The following is a 24884-nucleotide window of genomic DNA, read 5'->3' on the forward strand; positions in this document are numbered from 1 at the left end:
CGCTACGCTGCGCAGGGGATTCTCCCCGCGCAAAATCAGGGCAGCGCTGTTCCGCTGCATGTGAAGAAATGGATGCAGCTTAAACTCGGTTGAAATCTGTCTTGACCGAGGGGTCCACTTTAGCCCGCCGAACGGCATGACAGACCCCCAAGGCGCACGCAGCGCTGTGTAGCCCCCGGCAAGTTCGAACAGCCCACCGCTCAGGCCACTGCTTGCATCGGTCACCACGTCGCGCGGGACGACAACTCTGGTGCCGCCCTCCGCCCCCACGGCCTTGAGGTTGGTTTGCTGACTACTAAAGTCAAGGTAGATCGCGTCGGCAAGGACAGTCCAATCTCCCTTGCTGGCTTCGACCTGCAGCATCAGAACAAACTGCAAATTCTGGAGATAGCTGTCCGGCCCCGCTCCAACATCGAGGTTGCCACCCCCGGTAGACGAGGATCCGGAAAAACGCAACGCGCCGCTCACGTTTGGCAACCAAAGGTACGGGCCAACGGCAATTTGCCAGCCATCGGCATTCGTCGGGGCGGCATGCGCCGACCCGGCGGCGACAGCAAGGACGATAGTGCTCCCCAGACAGTGGCGGCCCAGATTGGCACATAGGCCTTTACTGTTTGGTGCACCGAACCGACCAGCGAGTCGCACCTTTCTCATGGCTTCGCCCCCATTTCACAACATGTTGCGCCCGTGCGCACAAGGGGAATGGATTGCTGGGGTCGTCGGAGCACCCGGTGCCGGCCGCCATCACCAATGCAATGCCACGGGAAATGTTTGCTGATCCAAATCCAAGATAGCAGACGCCCAAGGCAGCGAGCGCCGGCCCGTATCCGTCGTGCCATGGCGTCTTGGTCACAACTGACTGTCTCGGCAACAGCAAAGTGCGCGGTCGACCGCTTTTTTTTGCGCTCCTTGAGACGACCGAAGCTGGTAGCCGGAAGTGGTGCCATCACCCATCCAAATGAAAGCGGACGGGATTGCAAGGTGCCCTGAGCCACTTCTATTTCACGGATTTGACGAACTACAGCGCGTCGCCCTTTATGACCTCAAATTGAAGGAGTTGCCTTTCCGCTTGACACAGCACGCTTGACGTCTACGCTTGATGCATCCCACACGGCACACCGCCCATGCGCCCCACATGGAAGTTCCCGCCGCTCGCGACTCTACTAGTCCTCCCCTTAGTCGGGATCGCGCAACCTGAGGCTGTTCCGGCGTTCAGGCAAGTGGACTCCCTCGAAGCCAGGGTGCAAGGCTGCGTTACCTGTCACGGCCAGAGTGGCCAAGGGACAAACAACGGCTACTTTCCCCGCATTGCGGGCAAGCCGGCGGGGTACCTCTATAACCAGTTGGCCGCCTTTCGCGACGGCACGCGGCGCTATCCGCCGATGAACTACCTGGTGGCCTACCTGCCGGACCCCTATCTGAAGGAAATTGCCGAGTACTTCGCCAAGCTGCGGCCGCCGTTCGCGCCCACAGAGAGCACCAACGACGCCCCGCCCACGCTGGCGCGCGGTCAGGCACTGGTGACGAAGGGCGACGCCGGCCAGGGCATTCCAGCCTGCGCCGCCTGCCACGGCAACGGGCTGACCGGCATGGAACCGGGCATTCCGGGGCTGGTCGGGCTGCGCCGCGCGTATATCGTCGGCCAACTCACGCGCTGGAAGGTAGGCGAGCGCCATGCAGCCGAGCCCGACTGCATGAAGCGCATTGCCGGCCGGTTGAGCGACGCCGACGTCTCGGCGGTGGCGGCATGGCTATCGCAGCAGCCGGCCCCGCGCGACCCGTCGCCGGAATCCTCCAACCTCGTTCGCATGCCGCTGGCGTGCGGCAGCCAGCGGTGATGCGGTGAAGCGCTGGCCCTACCTCATCCTCGGCATCGCGGTCATACTCGCCATCGTGGTGCTGGCGATGCGCTTCATGCAGCGGCCCGTTTCCGCACCGCAGCAGGCGGGCTCGCCGTCGGCCAAGCCCGTCGCGGCCGGACCGGCCGGCGCTGCCACGCAGATCATCACCAAGGGCGAGTACCTGGACCGCGCAGGCGATTGCGTGGCCTGCCACACCGAGCCAAACGAAAAGCCTTTTTCCGGCGGACGGCCAATGGCCACCCCCTTCGGCAACCTCTACGTGCCCAACATCACGCCCGACGATGAGACCGGTATCGGGCGGTGGAGCGCTGACGACTTCTACAAGATGATGCACACCGGCGTCTCGCGAGATGGCACCCTGCTCTACCCAGCCATGCCGTTCGCCTCGTATACGAAGGTGACCCGCGAGGATTCGGATGCCATTTATGCCTACCTGATGTCTGTGCCGCCGGTGAAGCGCCCCAACCGGCCACACGAGCTGCGCTTTCCGTTCAATAAGCGCGAGTTGCTGATCGGCTGGCGCACCCTGTATTTCAAGGAAGGCGAGTACCAGCCCGATCCGAAACAGACGGTGCAATGGAACCGTGGTGCCTACCTGGTGGAGGGGCTGGGCCATTGCGCGATGTGTCACACGGCCATCAACGCGCTGGGCGGCTCCAGCGAATCGAAGGAATTCGAGGGCGGCATGATCCCGAACCAGAACTGGTACGCGCCATCGCTGACGTCCAATCGCGAGGCGGGACTCGGCAACTGGCCGATCAAGGACATCACCGACCTGCTGCAGGTGGGCATCTCTCACCGGGGCACGGTGTACGGACCGATGGCCGAAGTGGTCTACAACAGCCTGCAATACTTGACGGATGCGGACGTGGAAGCAATGGCCGTCTACTTGAAGTCGCTGGCCCCGCGCGACACCGAGCCGCTGCCCACCAGCCAGGCGAGGCTGGTCCAGCCGGCGGTGATGGAACAGGGCCGGCAGATCTACACCCAGCAGTGCGCGATGTGCCATGCCGACGACGGCAAGGGCCATCCGCCCTCCTTTCCGCCGCTGGCCGGCAACCAGTCGATCACGATGGCCTCGCCGGTGAATTCCATCCGCATGGTCCTCAACGGCGGCTATGCGCCCGGCACCGCCAAGAACCCCCGTCCATACGGCATGCCGCCGTTTTCGCAGATCCTTGACGACCAAAAGGCTGCTGCGGTCGTCACCTATATCCGCGTAGCGTGGGGTAATGCCGGAACGCCGGTCGCCCCCAATCAGGTGAATGAGTTGCGCAAGCTGCTGCCGGAGTGAAGCCGATGACCATACCCAGTTCGATACCCAGCGCGACACCGGGCGCCCCCGATCCTGACGATTCTGAGCCCACCGAGGCCGACGTGCACCGCGTGGTCAGCGCGGGGCCGACCGGCGCCTTCGCCGTAGCGGGGGTGGCGACGGCCATCGTCGTGCTGATCTACCTCGCCTTCTGGTTCTTCATCCACGTGCCGAGGGGAATGGTCCAGTGAACGCAGCGACGCCGCCTTCTAGTCCGTCCGCCGCCCCGGACGGCCATCACGCCGAGGTGGTCGCGGTCGCGGCCGAGCGGCGCTGGGCCGTGGTGGTCGGACTCATCATCGCCGTGATCATTCTGTTGATGATCTTCGCCGGGCTGCACTGGGCGTCGATGCCGCCATCGCGGGTGGAGACGGTGGATGTGAAAACATTGCACCTGCGCGGCGAGTTCGCCGAGGGCAATCTGGGCACCGCCGTGGACGCCGATGGCAAGGTCACGGTGCGGCTGATCGCTCAGCAGTACTCCTTCGAGCCACAGTGCATCGTGGTGCCTGCAGGCGTGCCGGTAACCTTCCGCGGCACTTCAGCCGACGCCATCCACGGCTTCATCGTCGGCACGACCAACGCCAACACCATGCTCATTCCCGGCTTCGTGGCCACTTTCACCACAACCTTCCCCAAGGCCGGCGAGCACCTGATGCCCTGCCACGAGTACTGTGGCACGGGCCACGAGGCGATGTGGGCGCGGGTGGAGGTCCTGCCCCAAGAAGAGTTTATGGCCCGCGCGCGTGGCGCGGAAAGGATGAACTGTGTTTCTCGCTAGAAAGCTCGTCCTCGCGCATTTCTGGGTGGCGTTCGTCGCCTTCCTCGGCGCCATCCTGCTCGGCGAATGGCAGATGTTCATCCGCAGCCCGCTGGCGCAGTGGGTCAACAATCCCGAGCACTATTACCGCTCCGTCACCGCCCACGGCACGGTTATGGCCTATGTGCTGCCCACGCTGGTGGCAATGGGATTTGGCTACGCCATCACCGAGCTGTCGCTGAAGCGGCCTCTGCTGGGGCTGCGCTGGGCATGGCTCGGCTTCTGGGTGGTGATTGCGGGCACGGTACTGGCGGCCATCGCCATGGGGCTGGGCAAGGCATCGGTGCTCTACACCTTCTACCCGCCTTTGATCGGTAGCCCGTTCTACTACCTCGGCGTAGTGCTGGTGGTGGTGGGTTCGTGGGTGTGGGTGGCGCTGATGTCGGTGAATCTGCACGCCTGGCGGCGAGACAACCCCGGCGCAACCGTCCCCCTGGCGATGTATGGCACGGTGGCCGGCGCCTACCTGTGGGCGTGGACGTCGGTGGGTGCGGCGGTCGAGGTGCTGGTGCTGATTCTGCCCGCGTCGCTGGGGCTGACCGACACCATCAACGCCGGACTATCGCGTGTGTTCTTCTCGTGGACACTGCATGCCATCGTCTACTTCTGGCTGATCCCGGCCTACGTGGCCTTCTACAGCATCGTGCCGCGCGCCATCGGCGGGCGGCTCTACAGCGACACGATGGGGAGGGTAGCCTTCGCGCTGTTCCTGGTTTTCTCCATGCCCATCGGTATCCATCACCTGTTTGCCGATCCGCAGGTCGGCGCGGGCTTCAAGTTCGTGCATGCGGCCATGACAGCGCTGGTGTCAGTGCCCACGCTGCTCACGGTGTTTACCATCGTCGCCTCGGTGGAGATCGCGGCGCGGCTGCGCGGCGGCAAGGGCGTGTTCGGCTGGCTGACGGCGCTCCCGTGGCGCAACCCGATGATGCTGGCGGTAACGTTCTCCTTCATCATGCTCGGCCTGGGCGGCGCCGGCGGCATTATCAACATGAGCTACCAGCTCAACGAGACGGTACACAACACGCAGTGGGTCACCGGACATTTTCACCTGATCTTCGCCGGCGCCATTGTCATTATGTACATGGTGGTCGCCTATGACATGTGGCCGCAGCTCACTGGCTGCGCGCCGCTGCAATCGGGACTGGTGCGCCTGCAACTGTGGCTGTGGTTCCTCGGCATGCTGGTGCTGTCGCTGCCGTGGCACTGGGTGGGCCTGCTTGGCATGCCGCGCCGCATGGCCTACTACGACTACAGCCACCCGGCGCTCCATCCGCAGGCATGGACGGTAACGGCCTCCACGTTCGGGGGGCTGGCGATGGTCGTCTCGGCCATCCTGTTTGTGCTGATCCTCGCCCGCGCCCAGCGACGCCCCGGGCCGGCGCCCGCCACCTATACCTTTAGCCAGCCGCTGCATCCCGGCGCACGGCCGCCAGCCGCGCTGAACGGCTACGCACTGTGGGTGGGCATGATGATCGCGCTGACGCTGGTCAACTATGGCTATCCCATCGTGCAACTGGCCATGCTGGACAACGCCCGCGTGCCGGTGGTCCCCATCGGGAGCCGCTGATGCAAGACAACCGTACGCCCCCGGACCGCAGCCCGCTCGGCAGGCAGAGTGTGGTGGCTCTGGCCGTACTCACCGCCCTGCTGATGCTGGTCGGCTTCCTGTGGCTGCCCATGGCGCAAGGCGACTTTACCGTGCGCGGACTGTGGGACACCATCTGCCGCGCTGCGGGCGTACCTTCCCAATGGGCCGGCAACAGTGCTGCCCGTACCGGCCACGTCGCCACCAACGTCGTGCTAGACCGCGCCATGGCCCACGCCGCGCCGGCCGCCGCCGTAGGCCGGGGTGCCACGCTCGCGTTGAACTGCACCATGTGCCATGGCGCGCAGGGCATGAGCGCGTCCAATGCGCCCAACCTCGCCGGACAGTATCCGGAAGTCGTCATCAAGCAGTTGCAAGACTACAAGACAGGCAAGCGTGGCAGTCCGATCATGGAGACGCTTTCCCGCAATCTCTCCGAACGCGATATCGCCGACCTCGCGGCCTACTACGCTTCGCTTCCCAAGGCGCGCACGGCTCCGACGACCTACGACGAGAACCTGCCCGCGCTGGTGCGCGTGGGAGACCCGCTGCGCAATGTGGCGCCCTGCATTTCTTGCCACGGAGGCGTGGATCAGAAATTCGGCGCGCCGTGGCTCGAAGGCATGCCGCACGCCTATTTGACAAGCCAGTTGCGTGCGTTCCGCGAGGGTACCCGCCGTAATGACAGCGAGGCGCAGATGCGCAATATGGCGCGAGCGATGACCGATCAAGAGATCGAGGAAGTTTCGAATTTTTACGCAAGAAAGAACAGTGCGGCAGAGGGGCGCTAGCCATCGCATTTAGGGAGCGTTAAAAACCTTGGGGTTCGGCTTCAGCAATTCGTCCTAACCGGCCCGCCTGGCTAGGCCGTCAACCCTCGCGGCGCCGCATGTCCGCTTTGCTTGCGGGCCGGTTAAATTCCCGCAGCCCGTCCGCCAGCATCCCGAGGGCGACCGACGCGACACCATCTCCCCACGCATTGGGACCATGCAATACCCCATACTCAGCCGGGAACGCAATCGGCGGCGGATACCAAAACGCCAACACGGGCTAACAGGAGGACCGATCGGTCTCAAGAACCGGTGAACCGACGACCGAAGCGTGCCCGTGAATATTGGGCGCGGACGGCTATCCCGACCTGTCCCAGCCCTCGACGCTTTCCGACCGAAGTGATCCCACGAATGACCGTTCGACCTCGGAAGCGGCCGTATAGGTTATCGCGGATTGAAGGGCTGTCCAGGGTCGGTAGTCGACTCTTGCGCCAGCAAGCCCGTGCGCGAATACGCCGACGACAGAGACCGGCCACTTTCGGACGTCTACGTGTGCCTCGATGCTGCCGTTCGAACGTCTTCAGCGCCTCCAGTAACGGTCGTTCGCCAAGCAGCGTCGAGTGGCTCGTTTGCGTGGGCTACCGCGAACTGGCGCGCCATGCAGGAGGTGGCTGGGCGCTGGGAGGAAATTGTGCTCTGGCCAGCGCCGAAGAGGAAGGTGCGGTTGTAGTTGTGGTGGCCTAAAGCATAAAGGTCGCACGGCCCGGCCGCGCAAACGGCACGAAGTGTTGACTTCGCTGGCTTGGCTGACCGCTGGCGAAGTCTACCCGGCAGGCCAGAAGTTCGGTAGGTGACGTAAGGGTGGGCCGGTTAGCGGTGTTTTTGCGCCCTGCACTGGCATGTAACGCTAAGAGGTCCCCGGGAGCGTCATCTTGGCGAGCTCGGTCCGTGCAATCTTCAGAACCTCCCGTACACGAGGTGACGACGGACTTGACGGCGGAAACACGGCAAGGGTCGAAAACCGAATTTCAACCTCCAGCGGGAGTACGGCGACCTGGCGACGGGCTTCGTGTGACAGGCTGATCGCGTTCACAATCCCAATACCAATGCCTTCGCGAACCATGGCCAACACTCCCATGCTATAGGGTGTCTCCACTGCGAATTGGAGTTGAAGGCCTCGGTCCGTGCAAGCTTTCTCCAATGCTTTTCGAGTCACATCCTCGGAATTCAAAGCCACAAGCGGGAACGAAGCAAGTTCTTCCAGTGTAACGGTTCCTCGTTTCCTAGCGAGTGTATGTTTTAAGGGGGTGATAACAACGGCCGCCGACTTCGAGAATATTGAATGGACGACCCCCGACGTATCGATTTCACTCGCGGCAAAGCCAATATCCCAATCTCCGTTCGAAACCCGATCCTTGATCTCCCCGGAGTTCGCTATCTGCAGGGACACGCGGACTGAGGGGTGTGATTGCCGGAAGATACGGATGACAGATGGAAGCAGCGTGTATCCCAGTGCATGCTGACAGCCCACGTAAATTTGGTCTTCCTGTGCGCCACGGAGGCTCATCGCACGGCGCTCCAAGGCCTCCATGCTCACGTAGTGACGGTCAACCTCGTGGAAGAACGCTCTCCCCTGCCGGGTTGGCACGAGCCGTCCCCGCTCCCGCTCGAATAGCTTGAAATCGACCGCCGTCTCGAGTGCTGCGATCTGTTGACTCACCAGCGACTGCGAAATGTTCAGCGTACGGGCGGCCGCTGAAGCACCTCCTGCCAGTATCACCGCGCGGAAGACCTCCAATTGCTTGGATTTGAGCTTCGTCAGCATGTCGCCCTTCATTAGGTTTTCAGATGGACCAATCGCATTTTAGTAATAGATGTCGATGGCGCGAGTAAAGATACTACGCGTATCCCTCGTGGAGCAACACCATGTAAAGCATTGTTCAAAGCACGTTTCCTCGCACGCGTGTCCACTTCGGTCATGGCACAAGCGTACCCCCACGAACCGATCAATATGGTGTTGCCCAAGCCTTCGGGCAAGTGAACGCATCGGGGAGGTAGGGCCTGAGCTCGTGCGGCCCGTTGTCACATCCGGTCAGGCGACGTGGTGGGTGTGTGTGTCACAACTGGAAGAGTCTAAGCATGTACCGGGGCCGGCGCACGTGGCCACACTTCACACATCCACGACGACGCGGACGTAGGCGCCCCATCCGCCAATGCATCTTTATATATAGAGAGCTTTGAGTTTTGAAGATCAGAAATGGATGAAATCAGCATGAATCAAGCTACTGTCGAGGATACCAAGGTCGCGGGCTTCAAAAGCCTGTCGCCCGCCGTGTGGAGGGCGTCAACCGTACTCTTCAATACCGTAGACGAATTCACTAGTCGTAAGGACCGCTTGTACGACGGCTACACGTACGGCGTTACAGGTACCCCCACGAACAGGGCGCTCGAGGAGCGAATTGCAGAATTCGAAGGCGGCGCGCATTGTGTGCTCGCTCCTTCAGGGCAGGCCGCTCTCTGCATGGTTGGCCTCGCGTTGGTTCGCGCGGGCGACCATGTCCTTGTGTCCGACTCTGCGTATGGCCCGCTTAAGACCTTCTTGAACGACTGGCTCAGTGGCTATGGCGTGGCAGTAGACGTCTACCCACCGACGGCGGGTTCTGATTTAGAGAGCCATATCCAGGACAACACCAAGCTGATCTTTTTGGAGTCTCCAGGGTCGCTGACCATGGAGATGCAGGACATTCCGGCGATCGTTGCCATTGCCAAGCGCCGAGGCATCCTGACCGTGATAGACAACACCTGGGCAACCCCTTTGGGATTCAAGCCGCTTGATCAGGGTGTTGACATCTGCGTCGAAGCGGGATCAAAGCTCTTTGGTGGCCATTCGGATGTGCTGCTCGGTTCTATTGCGACGAACCATCGGTGGGTCTACGAGAAGATGCGCCATGCGCAAAGCGTACTGGGCCAGGCGGTCAGCGCGGAGGACTGCTTCCTAGTCCTCAGGGGCTTGGACACACTGGCGGTCCGCTACGCACACCAGTGCAACTCTGCGATAGAGATCGCCAGTTGGCTGGCGAAACACGAGCAAGTGGAGTTGGTCATGTTCCCGCCACTGCAAACGTCGCCAGGGCACGAAGTTTGGGCGCGATCCTTTCAAGGCGGGGGTTGCGTTCTCTCTTTCATTCCGACGTTCCAGCAACGCGACGAGGTACACGCATTCTTCGCTGCACTGACGACGTTCTCCATTGGAGCTAGCTGGGGTGGCGTTCACAGCCTCGCCGCGTTCTATCCCGCCACCGAGTTCGCTCGAAGAAAGCACTGCGAATACCAAAGAGGGATCGTTCGCCTGTCTGTGGGATTGGAACCGGTTAGCTCGCTGGTCACCGACCTCGAAAAATCGCTTGCATCTGCACGCGCTCGGAATTCGTAATTAACAGGAGTTATTGAAGTGACAACTATCTCGCAATTCTTGTTTGGCACTGGTGCCGAGAAAAAGGTCGGTACGATCGCCGTTGGGGTAATGGCATCTGGCGTTCCGCTTGAACTTCCATACATCGGCGGCGGCGCTGCAGCCGTCGTCGGCGCCGACGCACCTGCCCATGGCGGCCCGGCACAAGCATGATTTCAACACAGAGTACCCCCATGAAACTGAGCCATCTTCTTGCCACACTGTCAATCTGCCTTACCGCTCATGCGCCAGCGGCACTCGCCGCCTATCCCGACAAACCAATTCGCCTCATCGTACCGTGGGCGGCCGGTGGTAGTACCGATGCCCTGGCACGAGCCGTGGCTCAGCGAATGAGCGAATCGATGGGCCAGCCTGTGGTAGTGGATAACCGCGCCGGAGCTGCGGGCCGGATCGGAGCGGAGGCGGTGGCGAAGGCAACGCCTGACGGCTACACGCTGGGCGTCATCGAGTTGGCTCACACTGTCGCGCCCTCGGTATTCCGCCAGATGCCATACGATCTGCTGAGGGACTTTGCGCCGGTGTCCCTGCTTGGAGAATCTCCGTTGGTACTATTCGCCAATAGCACCCGGTATCGTACTGGTGAGATCCAGCGGTTCCTTACGGACGCGCGCAAAAACGGCATGGCACTGCAACTTGCCACCAGTGGCAATGGCACGATCAGCCATCTGGCGGCTAAGATGCTCGAGGCGCAAGCCGGCATTCCAGTCGATGCGGTTCCGTACCGCGGTTCCGCACCTGCGCTGACCGACGTGTCTGCTCAATTGGTCGCAGGCCACTTCGCCACGCTTGCCAGCGGCAGCAGCTTGCTTGGTGGAGGCAAGATCACGGCGCTAATGGTGACGGGACCGGCACGGATTCCCGCACTGCCACAGGTTCCCACAGCCGCCGAGGCGAAGCTTTCCGGCCTGCAAGTTAGTCAGTGGTGGGCTCTTGTGGCCCCGGCTCGCACGCCGTCCGCTGTGGTCACCAGGCTGGGGGACGAAGTGCGCGATGCTCTGGCCAATCCGAAGACACGGGCGCGGTTGGATACGCAAGGCATCGAGCTCAAATCATCGTCCTCCGCACAACTCGCCCAACGGCTGCGCGAAGAAGCTGGTCGATGGTCGACCCTCGTTAAGCAGGCTGGCATCCAACCCGAATAAGGTTATATGAACGCGCCCCGGTTTGCTAGGTAAAGCGAAGGGTCCGGCTCAACAAAGGGTTGGTTGCAGACTTGTATCCTGCCTCATGGTGCAGGCCATGCCTGCGGGCCCTGATGGAATTCGCCAAGAACGCTCTCATCTTGGCCACGTGCTCGAAGCACCAGAACCTAAGCAGGATTGCGTTCTTGCGGTCCAACCTGTCACGCCATCATCTTTATGCTTACCATCGCAACTTGCTGACGAGGATTCGTCGCTCCAAACCAACGGCCACGTGTCTGTGAAGCGGGCGTACGAGCTACGCAGGCTTCACTGGCACGTGGTTCTTTTTCAATGCAGTTTTGTGCACCAGCAGCGCCCAGGCTGTGCGAACCATTTTGTTGGCCAGGGCCACAGTGACCACATTGGCCGGTCGCCTCTGACGCAGACGGTCGCACCAGATTCCCTTCTCTTTCGATCGGAATAGCACCGTACGCGCGCCGTGGATCAATAAGGTGCGCAGGTAGACATCGCCACGGGGACCAGCTTGAGCGCATCGGTCGGCTTGATGACCGTCTGTAGGTAAGCCCCATAAACGTCGAAGTCGAAATCCTGGTCGCGCGTCTGCTTGACGCGTACCTGTTCGACGGTGTTGTAGCGCAGGCTGCGGTTAGCCTCCCGAAGTGGTGCCCTGATTGAAGTCGGTCAGCAACACCCCCGGCATCTGCCCAAACAACTGCCAGACATTCCTGACGTTTTGGTCTTCGATTCGATCCGCGCCCAGCACGTCGACGGAGGTCAGTATGTTCTTCGTTGACAGTATTCCAGTCTGCCGGGCTTGCACGACGACTGATCCGAGCACAAAGGTGGAATCATCTGCGAGAGTTGCGTTTGCCGTCGACTTAACCGACGCCGCGGCCGGCTTGTCGGCGGACACGTCTGCCAAGGCGTGTGCGACTGCCAACTTACGTTCCAGGGCGTCTGGCTACGGTCGCAATAAGGCGGGATACCAGCAATCGGGGCGCGCATTGTCACACAGGACGAAAACGGGATGGAATTCGACAAATCGTCACCGTGTCCCGGCCACATCGCCGTCGTCGGCAGATTGGTATTTGGCTTGCGTGATGTTACGGGTTGCCTACACTTTCAATCAGGCTGGCATTCTGCTTGCAGTGCAGTGCCGAGCCTGACGCAACGCCATGATTTATTGCTTGGAGGTACATCATGAAGAAGGCACTTCTGCTCGTTGTATCGACGATGCTAATGACGATTTCTGCGACGTCGGCGATTGCTCATAAAGACACGCCCGGGATCATGGGTGAACACGATATGACTGGGACCGTCAGCCAGCTTGATCACAAGAAGGGAACGTTTGCCCTGCAAACCAAGGGCGGACCCACCCTCAATCTGCATTTCCCGGCCGATCAAATCAAGGACGTCAAGAACGGCGACACCATCACCGTTCATCTGGGATTTACTAAGGAAGGCGGCACCGAGAAGAAGTAAGCCTTCTTGGCTTTCGGCCGGCATTCACTTGGGAAACTCTGGCATGCGCACTTTTGTAGTGCATGCGGGTGGCACCTTTGCCGGCCGAGTACAAGAGAACGCCAGCCCGAAGGCACGGCTGGGCCATCTCCGTTGTGTGTGCAACCTGAATCTGCCTCCAGCCAAGCTCGACCCGTCATGAAAAAGACCAGTGATAACCTGATCGGTGCCTTGCTGGCTGCGGCCGGCGCCCTGGGATTGTGCAACTCGCCTGCTCACGCCCATGGCGTGGTCGGCAAGCGCTTTCTGCCGGCCACCATCACGATTGACGACCCGTTCGTTGCGGACGAAGCGAGCTTTGTGGTCGGTCACCGCAAGCTCCCGCAGGAGGCAGAGGCGGGCGGCACGGGCGGCAGTGACGAAGCGGGGCCATCCAGTGGCACGCCAGGCGCCCATACGACGACATTTTCCACCGAGCTCAGCAAGCGCATCACGCCCGACCTCGGCATCTCGCTGGGCGCCACCTATCAGCGCGTCAGGCCGGACGATACAACCGTCCCCCAGTATGGATTCGACAACCTGTCGCTGGGGGTCAAGTACCAGGTGATCAAGAATGCCGAGCATGAAGCGATCGTGTCACTAGGGTTGGATGCCGACCTCGGCGGAACCGGGAGCCACCGGGTCGGTGCGGAGTCCTTCTCAACCCTTTCGCCAGGCATCTTCTATGGCAAGGGCTTCGGTGACCTGCCCGAGGGGGTGAAGTACCTGCGTCCCTTGGCAATCACCGGTATCCTCGCGCCCGAGCTGCCCACGCGCCGGTCGGAACCTGATAGGCTGAACTGGGGCTTTACCGTCCAGTACAGCCTGCAGTACCTTCAAACTTATGTCAAAGATGTCGGCCTGGGCGCCCCATTCAATCGCATGATCGCCCTGATCGAAGTCCCGGTGAAAACCTGCCTGAGCGGGGATTGCTCCAGCCAGACCACGGGGACCGTAAACCCTGGCTTGATGTGGTTCGGAAAGTACATGCAGGTCGCCCTGGAAGCTGCCATCCCGGTCAATCGTCGGTCCGGGCGTGACGTCGGGGTATTCCTTCAATTTCACTTGTTCCTGGACGACATGTTTCCCGGAAGCATCGGGAAACCGCTCTTCCACTGACCGGGATGAAGCTTCGCCCATTGAGGATCTGCCTGGCGATCGCCGCGCTCTGGGGACTGTTAGCGCCTCAAGCGATCTTGGCGCACGCATTTCCCGAACAAATGGAGCCGCGTGTCGGTGCGGTCATCGACAATCTTCCAGGCCAGGTTCGAATCTGGTTTGACGCGGATCTGGAGCCCGCTTTCAGCACCCTGCGCGTGCTGGACGACCAGGGGAGGCAAGTCAATCGAGACCCGGGCCAAGTCAATACCGGGCAGGCCCGCCTCCTCGAGGCACGGCTGCCGCCGCTGGCACGAGGGGTCTACCACGTCTTCTGGCGGGTGGTCGCCCGCGACGGGCACGCCACAGAAGGGGATTATTCATTCACGGTGGGGCGATAGGCAACCATGGCTCATGCAATGATGGCAGCAAGCCCGGGCAGCATGATCGTTACCGCGGCTGATCTGCTGGCACTCGCTACATGTATCGGGGTCCTGGGCTTCCGCATCTGGGTTGTCCGGTTCAAGGACGAAATGCCGCGGCCATCCATCGCCACCGTGATGCCACTCTGGTGGCTGGTTGGCATCTGCCTCGCCGTGCTCACGCTGAGTAGCGTGGGCGAACTGATCCGGCGCACCATGGAGATGAGCGCACGGCCGCTGGCGGAGGTTGGCCTGGTGCTGCCGCAGGTCCTGTCCCAGACCCATTTTGGGCGAGTCTGGCTGCTTCGTCCTGTGGCGCTACTGGTGCTATGGTCAGGCTGGTGTACCCGACCTCGCCTCGGCTCGCCAGCGATCACGGCGGTGATGCTGGCTGCGGCCTGCCTGTTCGCCGCAAGCAGAAGTTTGTCCGGCCATGCGGCCGACTGGGGCGATATCACGCTGCCCGAAATAATAGACTGGTCGCACTTACTCGCCGCATCCCTCTGGGGAGGCAGCCTGATCGGGCTCACGCTTACCGGATTTCATAGCCTGACCGAGGCGGCGGATGAGCGGCGCCAGTTCGTTGCCGCCATGGCCCGCCGCTGGTCGGCACTCGCGGGCGTAGCACTGGCGGTGGTAGCCCTGACCGGCATCTACAACGCGTGGCTGGAGATGCAGCACTTCGAGGCGCTTTGGCAGACTGCCTACGGCAGGATCCTGTTGCTCAAGTTGTCACTGGTGCTGATCATTGTTGCGCTGGGCGCAAGCAACCGCTATCTCGGCATCCCTTCGCTGCGGGCCTGGGCAGACGGGTCGTCCGGCAGCGCGAAGCCTTCAGGGATATTGGCGACCACACTGTACTTCCTGACGCTGAAGCGTCGTAGAGCGGGAAAGCATGGCCCACTTGAGCGATTTGTGCGCAGGGCAAAAGTGGAAGGTGTTCTGATGATAGGGGCACTGCTCTGTGTCACGATTCTGCTCGGCCAGATGCCCGCCCGCCATCAAAGCCGCATGCCAACCAGCCACCACACGCATGCTAACGGTATGGCTCGCTGAGCCCCAGAACGGTCATTCAAGTGGAGTTTGTGACCACTCTACATGGGCCTATTCAAGCGCCGCAATCAGAACGGTAGCAGCAGCGGACGGCAAACGGACTGCAGCGGCCTCAATCTGTGTCGGACATCTGGCTGGGTGTGGCAGGATGCCCGCTCATCGGCCAAACCGGCCATTCAACTAAAAGGTGGGGAATGTCTATAAAGGGTTGGGAAGCGCCGACCGAGGAGCGACCGGCGGAGGTCTCTTGCCGGCCATCAAGCGACATCCCCGCAGAAGACCGCGCGGACGCTCAAACGTCAGGTATGGCCAAACAGCGGACACCTGACGCGCGCCGCAACTGACGTGGGATCGTCGGCCACTCACGAACCATTGCCACCCTTTGAGGAATGGCTTGCGCATGGGAATTTGTTCTCGGCGACACTCATTCGTGCCATCATCGGCTGCGGGCAAGGGATGCTTTCTTTTGTCGGAGGAGGCTTCTTCAGTCTGGCTCTCTACGAGCATGCGAAGGCGGCGTTGTGCGAAAACTGACCGCCGTTTCTACCCAGCACGGAGGAGGTGAAAATGGTCGAATCAAGAAATGGACTTTGGAGGCGGACGGGCGCAATGCTGGCCGCAGCCGGACTCCTGGCGCTATCGGGGGCTGCCCTGGCCACCAACCAGTCGCAACAGCGCCAACAAGGCAGGGACGCAAACCAGGCTGCCAAACAGGAAGCGCGCGCGGGCAAGGTCGACTGCCGGGCTGCAAACCAAAAAAGCAACTCCCAGTGCCGGCAAGACAAGCGCGACACGAAGCAGGAGGGCCGGCAGGAAAAACGGGACATCAAATACTAGCGCGGCCGATGCTGGCCGACGAAACGATGCTACGTATTCGTGCGGCCGCTTTCTGGCGCGGCCCTGTTCATGCGCAACCGGCCAACTGCGGCCACTCGACTGCGCTCTCAAGCCGACATTCGAATGTCGGCTTCTTTCTGAAAATGCTGCTTGAAAGCGGCCATTGCGACTGCCCCGGTCTGAACGGCAGCAGTGGGTCAGGGAAGATCGCAGGTTCCCAGCGTGCATCCGACGGGGACCGGCCAGGACCGGTCGGTCGTCGAGCCCGTCAATTTTGGGCTCTGGACCTCGCAACATTACTTCACTTCTCGTCGGGCTCTTGTATGGCTGACGTTTCCCAAGCACTTGCGCGACCAACGGCACTGTGGTGATGACCCCTACAGCGAGCAGCGTCCAGCCGATAGCGCGGCGTTGTTCCGGATTCATTCGGTCGCTGAGCAACAGTGCGAGGCCCGCAGCGCCTGCCGCCCGTGTTCCGGCAATCAATCCAATTTCTGGAATGGTCAGTGATACCTGTTGCATCTGTGCCTCCTGGCGGGTTGGACAGATTCGAAGTGGTTTGCGGCGCGTACGGCACGCATTCAATGCGACGCACCAAGGTTTCGCTACTCTACCGGCGCACAAAGAATCTGCGTGCCTTACAGTTGCTAGAGGCAATGGCCTTGCAGGTGAAAGAGCAACCCAATGTAAGGAGGGCGAGATCATGAGCCGGTTATTCGCTGCGATGGTGTCACTTGCGGGCGTCGCCGACGCCCAACCGAACCTCAAGTCCACCGTCCTCAGCCTAATTGCGGCTTTCATGCTTGTCTTGCAAGGGTGCGCGACCGCGCCGGCACGCCTGCCCGCAGTTCCCCCCGACCTAACAACAAAGGCTGAAATACCCGGCATGCCCGGGGTACGTTACGTCGCAGGGATCGATTCTCCACAACTCACTCAAGCGGCTTTTGAATCACTTCGGCGAGAACAGGATTACCGCGCACGGGAGGGGCACAAAGGGCCCATGCCTGCGGCGGTGTACGCCGCGATTTCGGGTGGCGGTGACAACGGTGCGTTTGCTGCCGGCCTTCTGAATGCATGGACGGAGACTGGGACACGACCGGTGTTCAAACTCGTCACCGGCATAAGCACTGGTGCGCTGATCGCGCCCTTCGCCTTTCTCGGGCCGAAGTATGATGCGACGCTGAAGGAGGTCTATACGACCATTTCCCCAAAGGACGTTATGAAACCGCGCAGCTTTCTTGGGGGCGTGTTAAGCGACGGGATGGCCGACAACGCGCCACTGCTAAGGCTGACGCGAAAATCGGTGACCGAGGATCTGCTCAAGGAGATTGCCGCCGAGTACGCTAAAGGCCGCATGCTTTTGGTGGCCACTGCTGACCTCGATGCGCGCCGCGGGATTATCTGGGACATGGGCAAGATCGCGAGCTATGGCGGGCCCAACGCATTGGACCTGTTTGTGAGAGTTATGGTCGCCTCCGCCTCGATTCCAGGCGGCTTTCCGCCGATGATGATTGACGTGGAAGTCGACGGCAAGCACTACCAGGAGATGCACGTTGATGGCGGTATCGTCGCGCAGGTATTTGCCTACCCGGCGGTGATCCGCGTCAAGGAGGACGCGGCTTCTGTCGGCGTTAGCCGCGAGCGCAAGCTCTTTGTGATTCGCAACGCCCGACTCGACACGGAATGGGCGCAAGTCGAGCGCTCCACGATGAGCATTGCCGCTCGCGCGGTCTCCTCGCTGATTCATAGCCAGGGCATTGGTGACCTTTATCGTATCTATGCCACGGCGCAGCGCGATGGCGTTGATTTCAACCTTGGCTTCATCCCAGCGAGTTTCAACGCACCACACAAGGAAGAGTTCGACAACGAATACATGCGTGCCCTCTATGACACCGGTTATCAAATGGCCTTGAAGGGCTACCCGTGGGTTAAGGCACCACCTGGATTCACATTGCCGAGCGCCGCGGCAGCGGCAAAATAGCGCGCGCAGCAAGCGCTGAACTTTCTTCTTGTAATCCTAAAGGACCTAATCGATGGGACATCCACCCCGCCTGAAGCTACTTTGATTGGCGGACAGGAGGCGACGAGCATCACGCGCCTTGCCGTGGAAGATGGCCGAGGCCACACGAATGTCCGTGAATCGGTGCCGTAACGGTCGCTCGCCGCGATCCTGCCGAATGGCAGAGACGGCTACAGCCTTCCAAGCGAGGACGGCGATCGTCTCTTCATCGCCCACGCGGTCAGACGCCCCGGCAACATTCCGTGCGCCACGATGAAGCCAACCGGGAATGAGGAGTCGAAGGTACTGGCCCAAGGGCAGGAGGGCAGCTCAGGTGAAGGCGGTCTTGGCGCGCGATGGATTCGATGAGGTTGCTTCCCCGCTTGATCAGCCCGGATTGTCCCTGCCTTCAGGGTCACGGTACGGATTCGGAAAAAACAATGCGTCGCGTGCTCGGTCGCGCTCCTGGCGCTGGGCTGGGGTCACCCGGGGCCTCAGGACGTAGGTCAATCCGAACGCCCATAGGGCAGCTAGTTTTATATCTATTGATAGGCCAATCGCCTTTACTTCCTTCAGAAGGACGGGTGCGATGGCGTCCGAAGGGCGCCCGGCTTGGCACCGGTCTCGTGGCACGCAAGGGCATCGCAAAAGGAGGGGCGCCATGGGCAGAAACGCTTCTCAGGCCAATGGCCTGGAATCCGGTGTCGGCATCCGGGACGACACCACTGGCGTCCGCGGATGGCGTGGTGTGTTTCCCCCTGGCCGCTGGCTGCCCGCCTACCAGGCGCAGTGGTTGCGGCACGACATGATCGCGGGCGTGACGCTGGCCGCCTACGGCATTCCTGTATCCCTCGCCTATGCGTCGCTCGCCGGCCTGCCGCCGCAGTACGGGATCTATTGCTACCTGGCCGGCGGTCTCGCCTACGCGCTCCTGGGCTCGTCGCGCCAGCTCGCCATCGGACCGACTTCGGCGATCTCGATGCTGGTGGGCGTTACGGTAGCGGGCATGGCGGGGGGCGATCCGGGGCGCTGGGCTTCCATCGCGGCGCTGACGGCGCTGCTGATCGCGGTCATGTGCGCGGTGGCATGGCTGTTACNGTTCGGGGTCAAGGGCGGCGGGGAGTCCTTCTTCGACCGCGTCGCCATTCTCGCCGGACAGATTCCTGACACCAACCTGGCCGTGCTGGCCTTCGGACTGGCCGCGCTGGCCGTTCTGCTGCTGGGCGAGAAGTACCTGCCGGGGCGCCCCGTGGCGTTGTTCGTGGTTGTGCTTTCCATCATCGTCCTGTCGGTGACGCCGCTGGGCGCATTGGGCTTCAAGGTCGTTGGTGCACTGCCGCAAGGGCTGCCGGCGTTCCATCTCCCGGGACTTCGGCCGAGCGATGTGGACGGGGTGATTCCGCTGGCGTTTGCCTGCCTGCTGCTGTCCTATGTGGAGAGCGTGTCGGCGGCGCGTGCGCTCGCGCAGGCGCACGGCTACGAGATCGACCCGCGCCAGGAACTGCTTGGGCTCGGCGCGGCGAACCTGGCGGCCGGGCTGTTCCAGGCCTATCCGGTCGCGGGGGGCCTGTCGCAATCGTCCGTCAACGACAAGGCCGGCGCCCGCACGCCGCTCGCACTGGTATTCGCTTCCGTGACGATCGGACTGTGCCTGATGTTCCTGACCGGCATGCTTGCCAACCTGCCCAACGTGGTGCTTGCTGCCATCGTGCTGGTGGCGGTCAAGGGGCTGATCAACATTGCCGAGCTGCGCCACGTCTGGCGCGTGAGCCGTTTCGAGTTTGCGGTGTCGATGGTGGCTTTCGCCGCCGTACTGCTACTGGGCATTCTGAAAGGGGTGATCGTGGCGGTGCTGGTGTCGATGCTGCTGTTGATCCGCCGCACCGCGCACCCGCATGTAGCCTTGCTCGGCCGTATTTCCGGCACGCGGATCTTCTCCGACATGGAACGCCACCCGGACAACCAGCCGGTTGCGGGCGTGCTGGTCTTGCGCCCCGAGGCGTCGCTGGTTTATTTCAACGTGGAGCATGTGCGCACAGCCATCCGGTGGCGCGTGCGGACTGGCGCTGGCCCGGTGCGGCTGGTGATCTGCGACCTCTCCCTCAGCCCCGTCGTCGACTTGGCCGGCGCGCGGATGCTTTCGACCCTCGTCGACGAGCTGGGGGCGGCCGGCATCGCGCTGCGCCTCGTCGGCGCGCACGCGGCCGCACGCGACATGCTGCGCGCCGAGGGGCTGGAAGCGCGGATCGGGCATATCGGCCGCCGTCCCACCGTGGCCGATGCAGTCGACGAATTCCAGCACGGGTCCGGCAATGCCGCCAGGCCGATGCCGGAACAACGGCAATAACGAAGGATGCACCATGACCAAGGCAGACAAGACCCTTCGCAACGGCGAGAGCGCCCCCGCGTCCGCCTACCTGACCGCCGACGAGCGTGCCGCCAGGGGCCGGGCCCTGCGCGACACGGTGCCGCGCTCTTCTCAATCTGGCTGGACGCCAGCCCCCGACCGTCGCGACCCGGTGACTCTGCTGGAAGAATCGAACGCCGGCCGGATGATGGAACTGGTCCCCATCCGCTTCGGCCGCATGTCGGCCTCGCCCTTCGCCTTCTACCGGGGCGCGGCGGCGGTCATGGCAGCCGACCTGGCGGGCGCGCCCACGAGTGACATCCGCGTGCAGGCCTGCGGCGACGCGCACCTGATGAACTTCGGCGGCTTCGCCACGCCGGAGCGCAACATCATCTTCGACATCAACGATCTCGACGAGACGCTCCCGGCACCCTTCGAATGGGACCTGAAGCGGCTGGCGGCCAGCATCGTCATCGCGGCGGAGCACCTCGCACTGCCGAAGAGCGACGCGGCCCGCGTGGTGACGAACGCAGTGCGCGAATACCGCGAACGGATGCACAACTACGGCTGGATGCGCGCGCTCGACGTCTGGTACGACCGCATCGACCTGCAGAAGTATGAGGACCGCTCTGGCGACCCCGACATCGTCGCGGCGGTGCGCAAGCGGCTGGCGGAGCGCATCGAGGTGGAGCGGCGCAAATCCGTGCCCGAGCACCTGTATCCCAAGCTTGTCTCGGCGGAAGGGGAAACGCCGCGCATCAAGGATGAGCCGCCGCTGATCTTCCATCCGCCGGAAGACCTCGCCCCAGGGTTGGCTTCGGGCTACGAGGAAGCCATTGCGGCGTATCGCGAGAGTCTGGCCGACCATACGCGGGTGCTGTTCGACCGCTTCCATTTCTTCGACATGGCCATCAAGGTGGTCGGCGTCGGCAGCGTCGGCACGATGTGCGGGGTGGGCCTGTTCATGGCGGCCGACAACGATCCGCTATTCCTGCAGGTGAAGGAGGCACGGGCGTCGGTACTGGAGCCGTACGCCGGCAGAAGCGTATATCCTAACCACGGCCAGCGCGTCATCGTCGGCCAGCGGCTGATGCAGTCCGCGAGCGACGTCTTCCTGGGCTGGACCCGCGGCAAGAGCGGGCGCGATTTCTATATCCGCCAGATGCGCGACATGAAGATGTCCGCCGTGATCGAGGACTGGGATGCCGGCCTGCTGAGGCAGTATGGCCGGATGTGCGCCCACGCGCTGGCCCGCGCACATGCGCGGTCTGGCGACGCGGCGATGATCGCGGGGTACATGGGTTCCGGGCAAACTTTCGACGATGCGATCTGCGAGTTCGCCACTGAGTACTGCTCGCAGAACCGGAGCGACTACCGTGCCTTCATTGCCGCGATCCGTGAAGGGCGCATCGACGCGAAAATCGAGGAGAGCTAAGCGTGCGGCGGCGGCTTCAACCGTCCAGCCACTGGTATTGAAGCGCCAGCGTGATTGCCTTGTAATCGCCCCCTGCGCGGGTTATCAATCCCCTGGACGCGCCCAGCTTGGCAGACCAGCCTCGGACGATCGGTACCGATAGCGTGATGCCGTAGCGTGAGTTTTCCTGCCGATCGGCATTAGTCACGCCGTTCACCGAGGTGTTGCCGCCGGTATAGAAGCCAGCATCGGCGGCAATCCACAAGGCAGGCCGGAACTGGTAGCCGCCATGCAACTGTAGTACGCCGAGGGGCGATTGTGCTCGCCGGTTGCTGCCGAGGAAAGCCGTGTTGTCTCCGAACACCCACACACCCGCGGAGACTTCTGCAAACCAATTGCCGATCGGCCGCGACAACCCGATTTCCGATTTCACAGCCCAGCGATGGGCACCAATATTGATCAAGCGGTTCGCATTGTATTGCCCCGTTGGGGCAATGACTGTAACACTCCCGCCAAGCATGCCAGTCGACGCCCGCCTTGCAAAATCAGCGGGACTCAGTGCTGGACCGCCCACAAAATTGACGGCCAGCCGCATTCGGACATCGCCAATTCCCGCGCGGTGAATGAAGTTCGGTGCGTCGAACACGTTTCCACTGACATCGCCGCTCGCGAAAGGTATGGCCAGGCCGATCGAAGCCGTTCGCCCGGCGAGGTCGAACGCGCGCACATAGCCGGCCCCATAGATGTTTATCCTGGCGTGCACATCCGTGATGGGCAGTGACGGGTCGGTCAGGACGTCGCCGGTCAGCAACGTATAGGTCGCAGCGAGAAAGTTCGCGCCGACAGGCAAGGCGGAATAAGCACGAGGTTCCAGTTCCTGTGCGTGGGCAACCGTCAGACCCCAGAGAGCAAGCCATACCCACCAGGTGACAATGGTCCGTCCAAAAGCTGGCATGACGACGCCTTCGATCAATTTACCTATGTATGCGGGCATTATGGACGACGGCGGGCGGCATAATTCCCCGGCGTGCAGGAAAAGCCAAGCTTCGGCGGATGGGCCGGCCGGCGCCTTCCCCTCAGTCGGCGGATGCCGAACCCGCCCGCTGTTCAGGATGGGCGTCCTGGGGCCGGTCACCACCAGTTCGCGCACCGGCTTCTGGTCGCGTGGCGCGGCAAAGTCGACCAGCTTCAGCCGCTCCTCCGCCTCTGTCAGGTTGCCCGCCCTGGGGATGATAATGACAGTCAGCGGCCGCTTGCCAAGCCGGCTGGCATATTTCCTGTTCAGGTATCGCTCGAACTCGCGCACCAGATCCGCAGTCAATCCGCGTTTGTGGCCCCGCTCACTGAAGTACAAGGTGCGGCTGTAGGGCACCAGCACGCGGACAACCCGGTGCTCGAGCGTCGCGTCGAAGTCGCCCTTCCACTGCTTGGTGGCGAGGTTGAGCCTGCGCACCGGCGCAGCGCCGGTCTTGTTGGTCGGCTGGGCAGAGCGAGCCCCCGGTGCGACATCTGGCGCCAGGGAATGCTGCGCCGAAGCAAGCGACCCGCAGAAGCACAAGACCCCCACCAAGCCTTTCAAGAACCGGCTTGCCGGACGCGTGCACACGTTCTCCATGTGTCCAGCTCAGGTTGATACTTTTTCGGCAAATTCCTCGAAGGTCAGCGGCTGGACCAAGTTCTTGCGCGCAGCGCATGCTTCGACGCACTCTGGATGCGGTCCGACTTCGGCCTGAAGCGGCGGCAGGTGGACGCATCAGCAAGATGAGGTCGTGGCGGCGGTCCGATCTAGACCCCAGCCGGCGACCCTTTCAGTTCATCCGCGGGCGTTAGGAAGATATTTCCCTTGATCCTTATGCGCAGTATGCTGGGACTGCCACCCGGCAAGCAATTCCTGGGAGTCCCATCATGGCCAAGGGTCAGTTACGCGGCAACCGCGAAGCCAAGAAGCCCACCATCCGCTGGATCAAAAACCCGGCGTGGGACCTCGTTTGGGTGCTGAATGCACTGTGGTTAGCCCCCCTGGTCCTTCTGCTGGCGCGGGGTCATGACGACGTGCGCGCCAGCCCGGTGGACGGGCTGTTCTTCGCCTTCGCGGTACCTCTATGGTTCGGCCACCGCGTCTCATCGGCCTGGTTGGCCTACGCAACCCCGGCCTACCGTCACCTGCTCGCCACGCAGCGGCTGCGCTTCGTAGTGGCCCCGTTGGCCATCGCCGTGGCCTGCTTCGCCCTGTTTCTGACTCCCGAGAGCGTGCTGCCGATGCCGCTGACTGAGCGCGTGGTCTGGTTGGCCGTCCTCGACTACCTGCTGGTGAGTCACCATTTCGCCGCGCAGCACTTTGGGCTGCTTAGCCTCTACCGCGCGCGCGCGGGACGATCGTCTGACGCAGTCACGCGACGGCTTGACCGGTGGTTCGCGCTTGTCGTGGGCGGCGGTTTCGTCGTACTGGCAGACGCCCTGGCAGGATCGATTGCCTTCCAGGATCGCTGGATCGACCCGCTGCTGGGCGAGGGCTGGTCGGACATGTTCGCGCGCACGCTGCACGATGGCGGCGTTTCCTTCGTCGTGATCCTGACCGCCCTGATGCTATGCGTCGAACTGCGCTCGCAGCGCGCATCGCTGCCGCGCGTGGCCTACGTCCTCAGCGTCTCGTCCATGGTGCTCTTCGCCTTCCTCGCGCGCGACCCCTTCCTGTTCATCGTGCTGTGGAGCGTGCAGCATTGGAGCGCGGCAATGGGACTCGCCTCGCTCGCGGCTTCCGGGGGGGACCAGGCGCCTGGCACGCACTGGCAGCGGTTGCTGGCGCCCATCAATCGACGCGGCTGGGCCGTTCTGCTCGTGCTCGCCGTCGCCTCCACCCTGCTGCTACCGGTACTGGAGGTAGAGGCCGTGACCGACGAATACGCCTACGCCGATCGCATCTTCGGCGAGGCGGCGCGCTGGCTGCGCTCTTCACCTTTCGTGCCGGCGCTGCTGGCGCTGGGCTTCGCGACCGGCTTCATCCACTACCTGCTCGATCGCGCAGTCTTCCGCTTCTCCTCGCCTGAGGTCAGGCAAGCGGCCCGCGGGCTGTTGCGGTTCTGATTTTTTTCACTAATGGCGACCGTCGCCAAGCCAGGAGCGCCAAGTGCGCGCTGTCGCGACTGGACTGATCGCGCAGGGGCTACTGCGTCGCGCTGGCCGAGTGATCGAATGATGATGCCCGCTACCGACCGCTCATGGCTGCCGATTCAACCGGTCGATGC

21 protein-coding genes and 3 pseudogenes are annotated in these 24884 nt (G+C 62.4%); 19 read left to right on the top strand and 5 right to left on the bottom strand.

Going from position 1 to position 24884, the window contains the following annotated elements; all coding sequences use genetic code 11:
• A pseudogene (locus DN412_RS43100) lies at nucleotides 1–654 on the bottom strand (hypothetical protein); the annotation flags it as partial.
• A 470-nt stretch (nucleotides 655–1124) separates the two neighbouring features.
• On the opposite strand from DN412_RS43100, the gene DN412_RS27255 reads away from it, so the two are divergent.
• The 7 genes and pseudogenes from DN412_RS27255 to DN412_RS27280 all read left to right on the top strand — a co-directional run bounded on the left by DN412_RS27255 (nucleotide 1125) and on the right by DN412_RS27280 (nucleotide 6376).
• Nucleotides 1125–1838: a c-type cytochrome gene (locus DN412_RS27255; RefSeq protein WP_115214427.1), complete on the top strand. Its 714-nt coding sequence runs from the start codon at nucleotides 1125–1127 to the stop codon at nucleotides 1836–1838.
• Between the two features lie 121 nt (nucleotides 1839–1959).
• Nucleotides 1960–2763: pseudogene (locus DN412_RS45970) on the top strand (c-type cytochrome); the annotation flags it as partial.
• Nucleotides 2764–2823: 60 nt separating this feature from the next.
• On the top strand, nucleotides 2824–3156 hold the full coding sequence (locus DN412_RS45975) for a c-type cytochrome (RefSeq protein WP_425267451.1): 333 nt from the start codon (nucleotides 2824–2826) through the stop codon (nucleotides 3154–3156).
• A 5-nt stretch (nucleotides 3157–3161) separates the two neighbouring features.
• On the top strand, nucleotides 3162–3368 hold the full coding sequence (locus tag DN412_RS27265) for a hypothetical protein (RefSeq protein ID WP_115214428.1): 207 nt from the start codon (nucleotides 3162–3164) through the stop codon (nucleotides 3366–3368).
• Nucleotides 3365–3958: a cupredoxin domain-containing protein gene (locus DN412_RS27270; RefSeq protein WP_115214429.1), complete on the top strand. Its 594-nt coding sequence runs from the start codon at nucleotides 3365–3367 to the stop codon at nucleotides 3956–3958. The genes DN412_RS27265 and DN412_RS27270 overlap by 4 nt, the downstream gene beginning before the upstream one ends.
• Nucleotides 3945–5567 (top strand): cbb3-type cytochrome c oxidase subunit I, encoded by a 1623-nt coding sequence (locus DN412_RS27275; protein WP_115214430.1) that lies wholly within the window; start codon nucleotides 3945–3947, stop codon nucleotides 5565–5567. The genes DN412_RS27270 and DN412_RS27275 overlap by 14 nt, the downstream gene beginning before the upstream one ends.
• Nucleotides 5568–5617: 50 nt before the next feature.
• Nucleotides 5618–6376, top strand: coding sequence for a c-type cytochrome (locus DN412_RS27280; protein ID WP_244222800.1), 759 nt, complete (start codon nucleotides 5618–5620; stop codon nucleotides 6374–6376).
• Nucleotides 6377–7262: 886 nt separating this feature from the next.
• Here the strand turns inward: DN412_RS27280 and DN412_RS27285 are convergent.
• Entirely contained in the window at nucleotides 7263–8180 is a 918-nt protein-coding gene (locus DN412_RS27285; protein ID WP_161564050.1) for a LysR substrate-binding domain-containing protein, read from the bottom strand.
• Between the two features lie 432 nt (nucleotides 8181–8612).
• Between DN412_RS27285 and DN412_RS27290 the strand changes: the two genes are divergently transcribed.
• From DN412_RS27290 to DN412_RS27295, 3 genes are read left to right on the top strand one after another with little or no spacing between them, the layout of a single operon-like run.
• Nucleotides 8613–9788 carry a trans-sulfuration enzyme family protein gene (locus DN412_RS27290; protein ID WP_244222801.1) on the top strand — a complete coding sequence of 392 codons (1176 nt, stop codon included), beginning with the start codon at nucleotides 8613–8615 and terminating at the stop codon, nucleotides 9786–9788.
• 18 nt (nucleotides 9789–9806) lie between these two features.
• On the top strand, nucleotides 9807–9980 hold the full coding sequence (locus DN412_RS43520; RefSeq protein WP_161564051.1) for a hypothetical protein: 174 nt from the start codon (nucleotides 9807–9809) through the stop codon (nucleotides 9978–9980).
• Nucleotides 9981–10000: 20 nt separating this feature from the next.
• A complete protein-coding gene (locus tag DN412_RS27295; protein WP_115214433.1) occupies nucleotides 10001–10969 on the top strand; it encodes a tripartite tricarboxylate transporter substrate binding protein in 969 nt (322 codons plus the stop codon).
• Nucleotides 10970–11264: 295 nt separating this feature from the next.
• Here DN412_RS27295 and DN412_RS44715 read toward each other — a convergent pair.
• Both DN412_RS44715 and DN412_RS27300 read right to left on the bottom strand, forming a co-directional pair.
• Nucleotides 11265–11483: pseudogene (locus DN412_RS44715) on the bottom strand (IS110 family transposase); the annotation flags it as partial.
• Nucleotides 11484–11615: 132 nt separating this feature from the next.
• On the bottom strand, nucleotides 11616–11891 hold the full coding sequence (locus DN412_RS27300) for a TonB-dependent receptor plug domain-containing protein (protein ID WP_115214466.1): 276 nt from the start codon (nucleotides 11889–11891) through the stop codon (nucleotides 11616–11618).
• A gap of 278 nt (nucleotides 11892–12169) precedes the next feature.
• Here DN412_RS27300 and DN412_RS27305 point away from each other — a divergent pair, with 278 nt between their 5' ends.
• The 8 genes from DN412_RS27305 to DN412_RS27350 all read left to right on the top strand — a co-directional run bounded on the left by DN412_RS27305 (nucleotide 12170) and on the right by DN412_RS27350 (nucleotide 21660).
• A complete protein-coding gene (locus DN412_RS27305; protein ID WP_115214434.1) occupies nucleotides 12170–12451 on the top strand; it encodes a hypothetical protein in 282 nt (93 codons plus the stop codon).
• Between the two features lie 177 nt (nucleotides 12452–12628).
• Nucleotides 12629–13588 carry a hypothetical protein gene (locus tag DN412_RS27310; protein WP_115214435.1) on the top strand — a complete coding sequence of 320 codons (960 nt, stop codon included), beginning with the start codon at nucleotides 12629–12631 and terminating at the stop codon, nucleotides 13586–13588.
• 5 nt (nucleotides 13589–13593) lie between these two features.
• Nucleotides 13594–13968 carry a copper resistance CopC family protein gene (locus DN412_RS27315; RefSeq protein WP_115214436.1) on the top strand — a complete coding sequence of 125 codons (375 nt, stop codon included), beginning with the start codon at nucleotides 13594–13596 and terminating at the stop codon, nucleotides 13966–13968.
• An 18-nt stretch (nucleotides 13969–13986) separates the two neighbouring features.
• Nucleotides 13987–15045 carry a copper resistance D family protein gene (locus tag DN412_RS27320; protein WP_161564052.1) on the top strand — a complete coding sequence of 353 codons (1059 nt, stop codon included), beginning with the start codon at nucleotides 13987–13989 and terminating at the stop codon, nucleotides 15043–15045.
• Nucleotides 15046–15609: 564 nt separating this feature from the next.
• Nucleotides 15610–15879: a hypothetical protein gene (locus DN412_RS27325; RefSeq protein ID WP_013953073.1), complete on the top strand. Its 270-nt coding sequence runs from the start codon at nucleotides 15610–15612 to the stop codon at nucleotides 15877–15879.
• A gap of 703 nt (nucleotides 15880–16582) precedes the next feature.
• Entirely contained in the window at nucleotides 16583–17860 is a 1278-nt protein-coding gene (locus DN412_RS27340) for a patatin-like phospholipase family protein (RefSeq protein ID WP_244222802.1), read from the top strand.
• 679 nt (nucleotides 17861–18539) lie between these two features.
• Nucleotides 18540–20225: a SulP family inorganic anion transporter gene (locus DN412_RS27345; protein WP_115214438.1), complete on the top strand. Its 1686-nt coding sequence runs from the start codon at nucleotides 18540–18542 to the stop codon at nucleotides 20223–20225.
• Nucleotides 20226–20238: 13 nt separating this feature from the next.
• Complete coding sequence (locus DN412_RS27350; protein WP_115214439.1) at nucleotides 20239–21660, top strand: DUF2252 domain-containing protein; 1422 nt, start codon at nucleotides 20239–20241, stop codon at nucleotides 21658–21660.
• 16 nt (nucleotides 21661–21676) lie between these two features.
• On the opposite strand, the gene DN412_RS44725 is transcribed toward DN412_RS27350, so the two are convergent.
• A complete protein-coding gene (locus DN412_RS44725; RefSeq protein WP_244222803.1) occupies nucleotides 21677–23254 on the bottom strand; it encodes a transporter in 1578 nt (525 codons plus the stop codon).
• Between the two features lie 290 nt (nucleotides 23255–23544).
• Between DN412_RS44725 and DN412_RS27365 the strand changes: the two genes are divergently transcribed.
• Nucleotides 23545–24723: a hypothetical protein gene (locus tag DN412_RS27365; protein ID WP_115214440.1), complete on the top strand. Its 1179-nt coding sequence runs from the start codon at nucleotides 23545–23547 to the stop codon at nucleotides 24721–24723.
• Nucleotides 24724–24884 lie beyond the last annotated feature (161 nt).

This window comes from Cupriavidus lacunae, from assembly GCF_003353055.1.
GTDB classification, from domain to species: domain Bacteria; phylum Pseudomonadota; class Gammaproteobacteria; order Burkholderiales; family Burkholderiaceae; genus Cupriavidus; species Cupriavidus lacunae.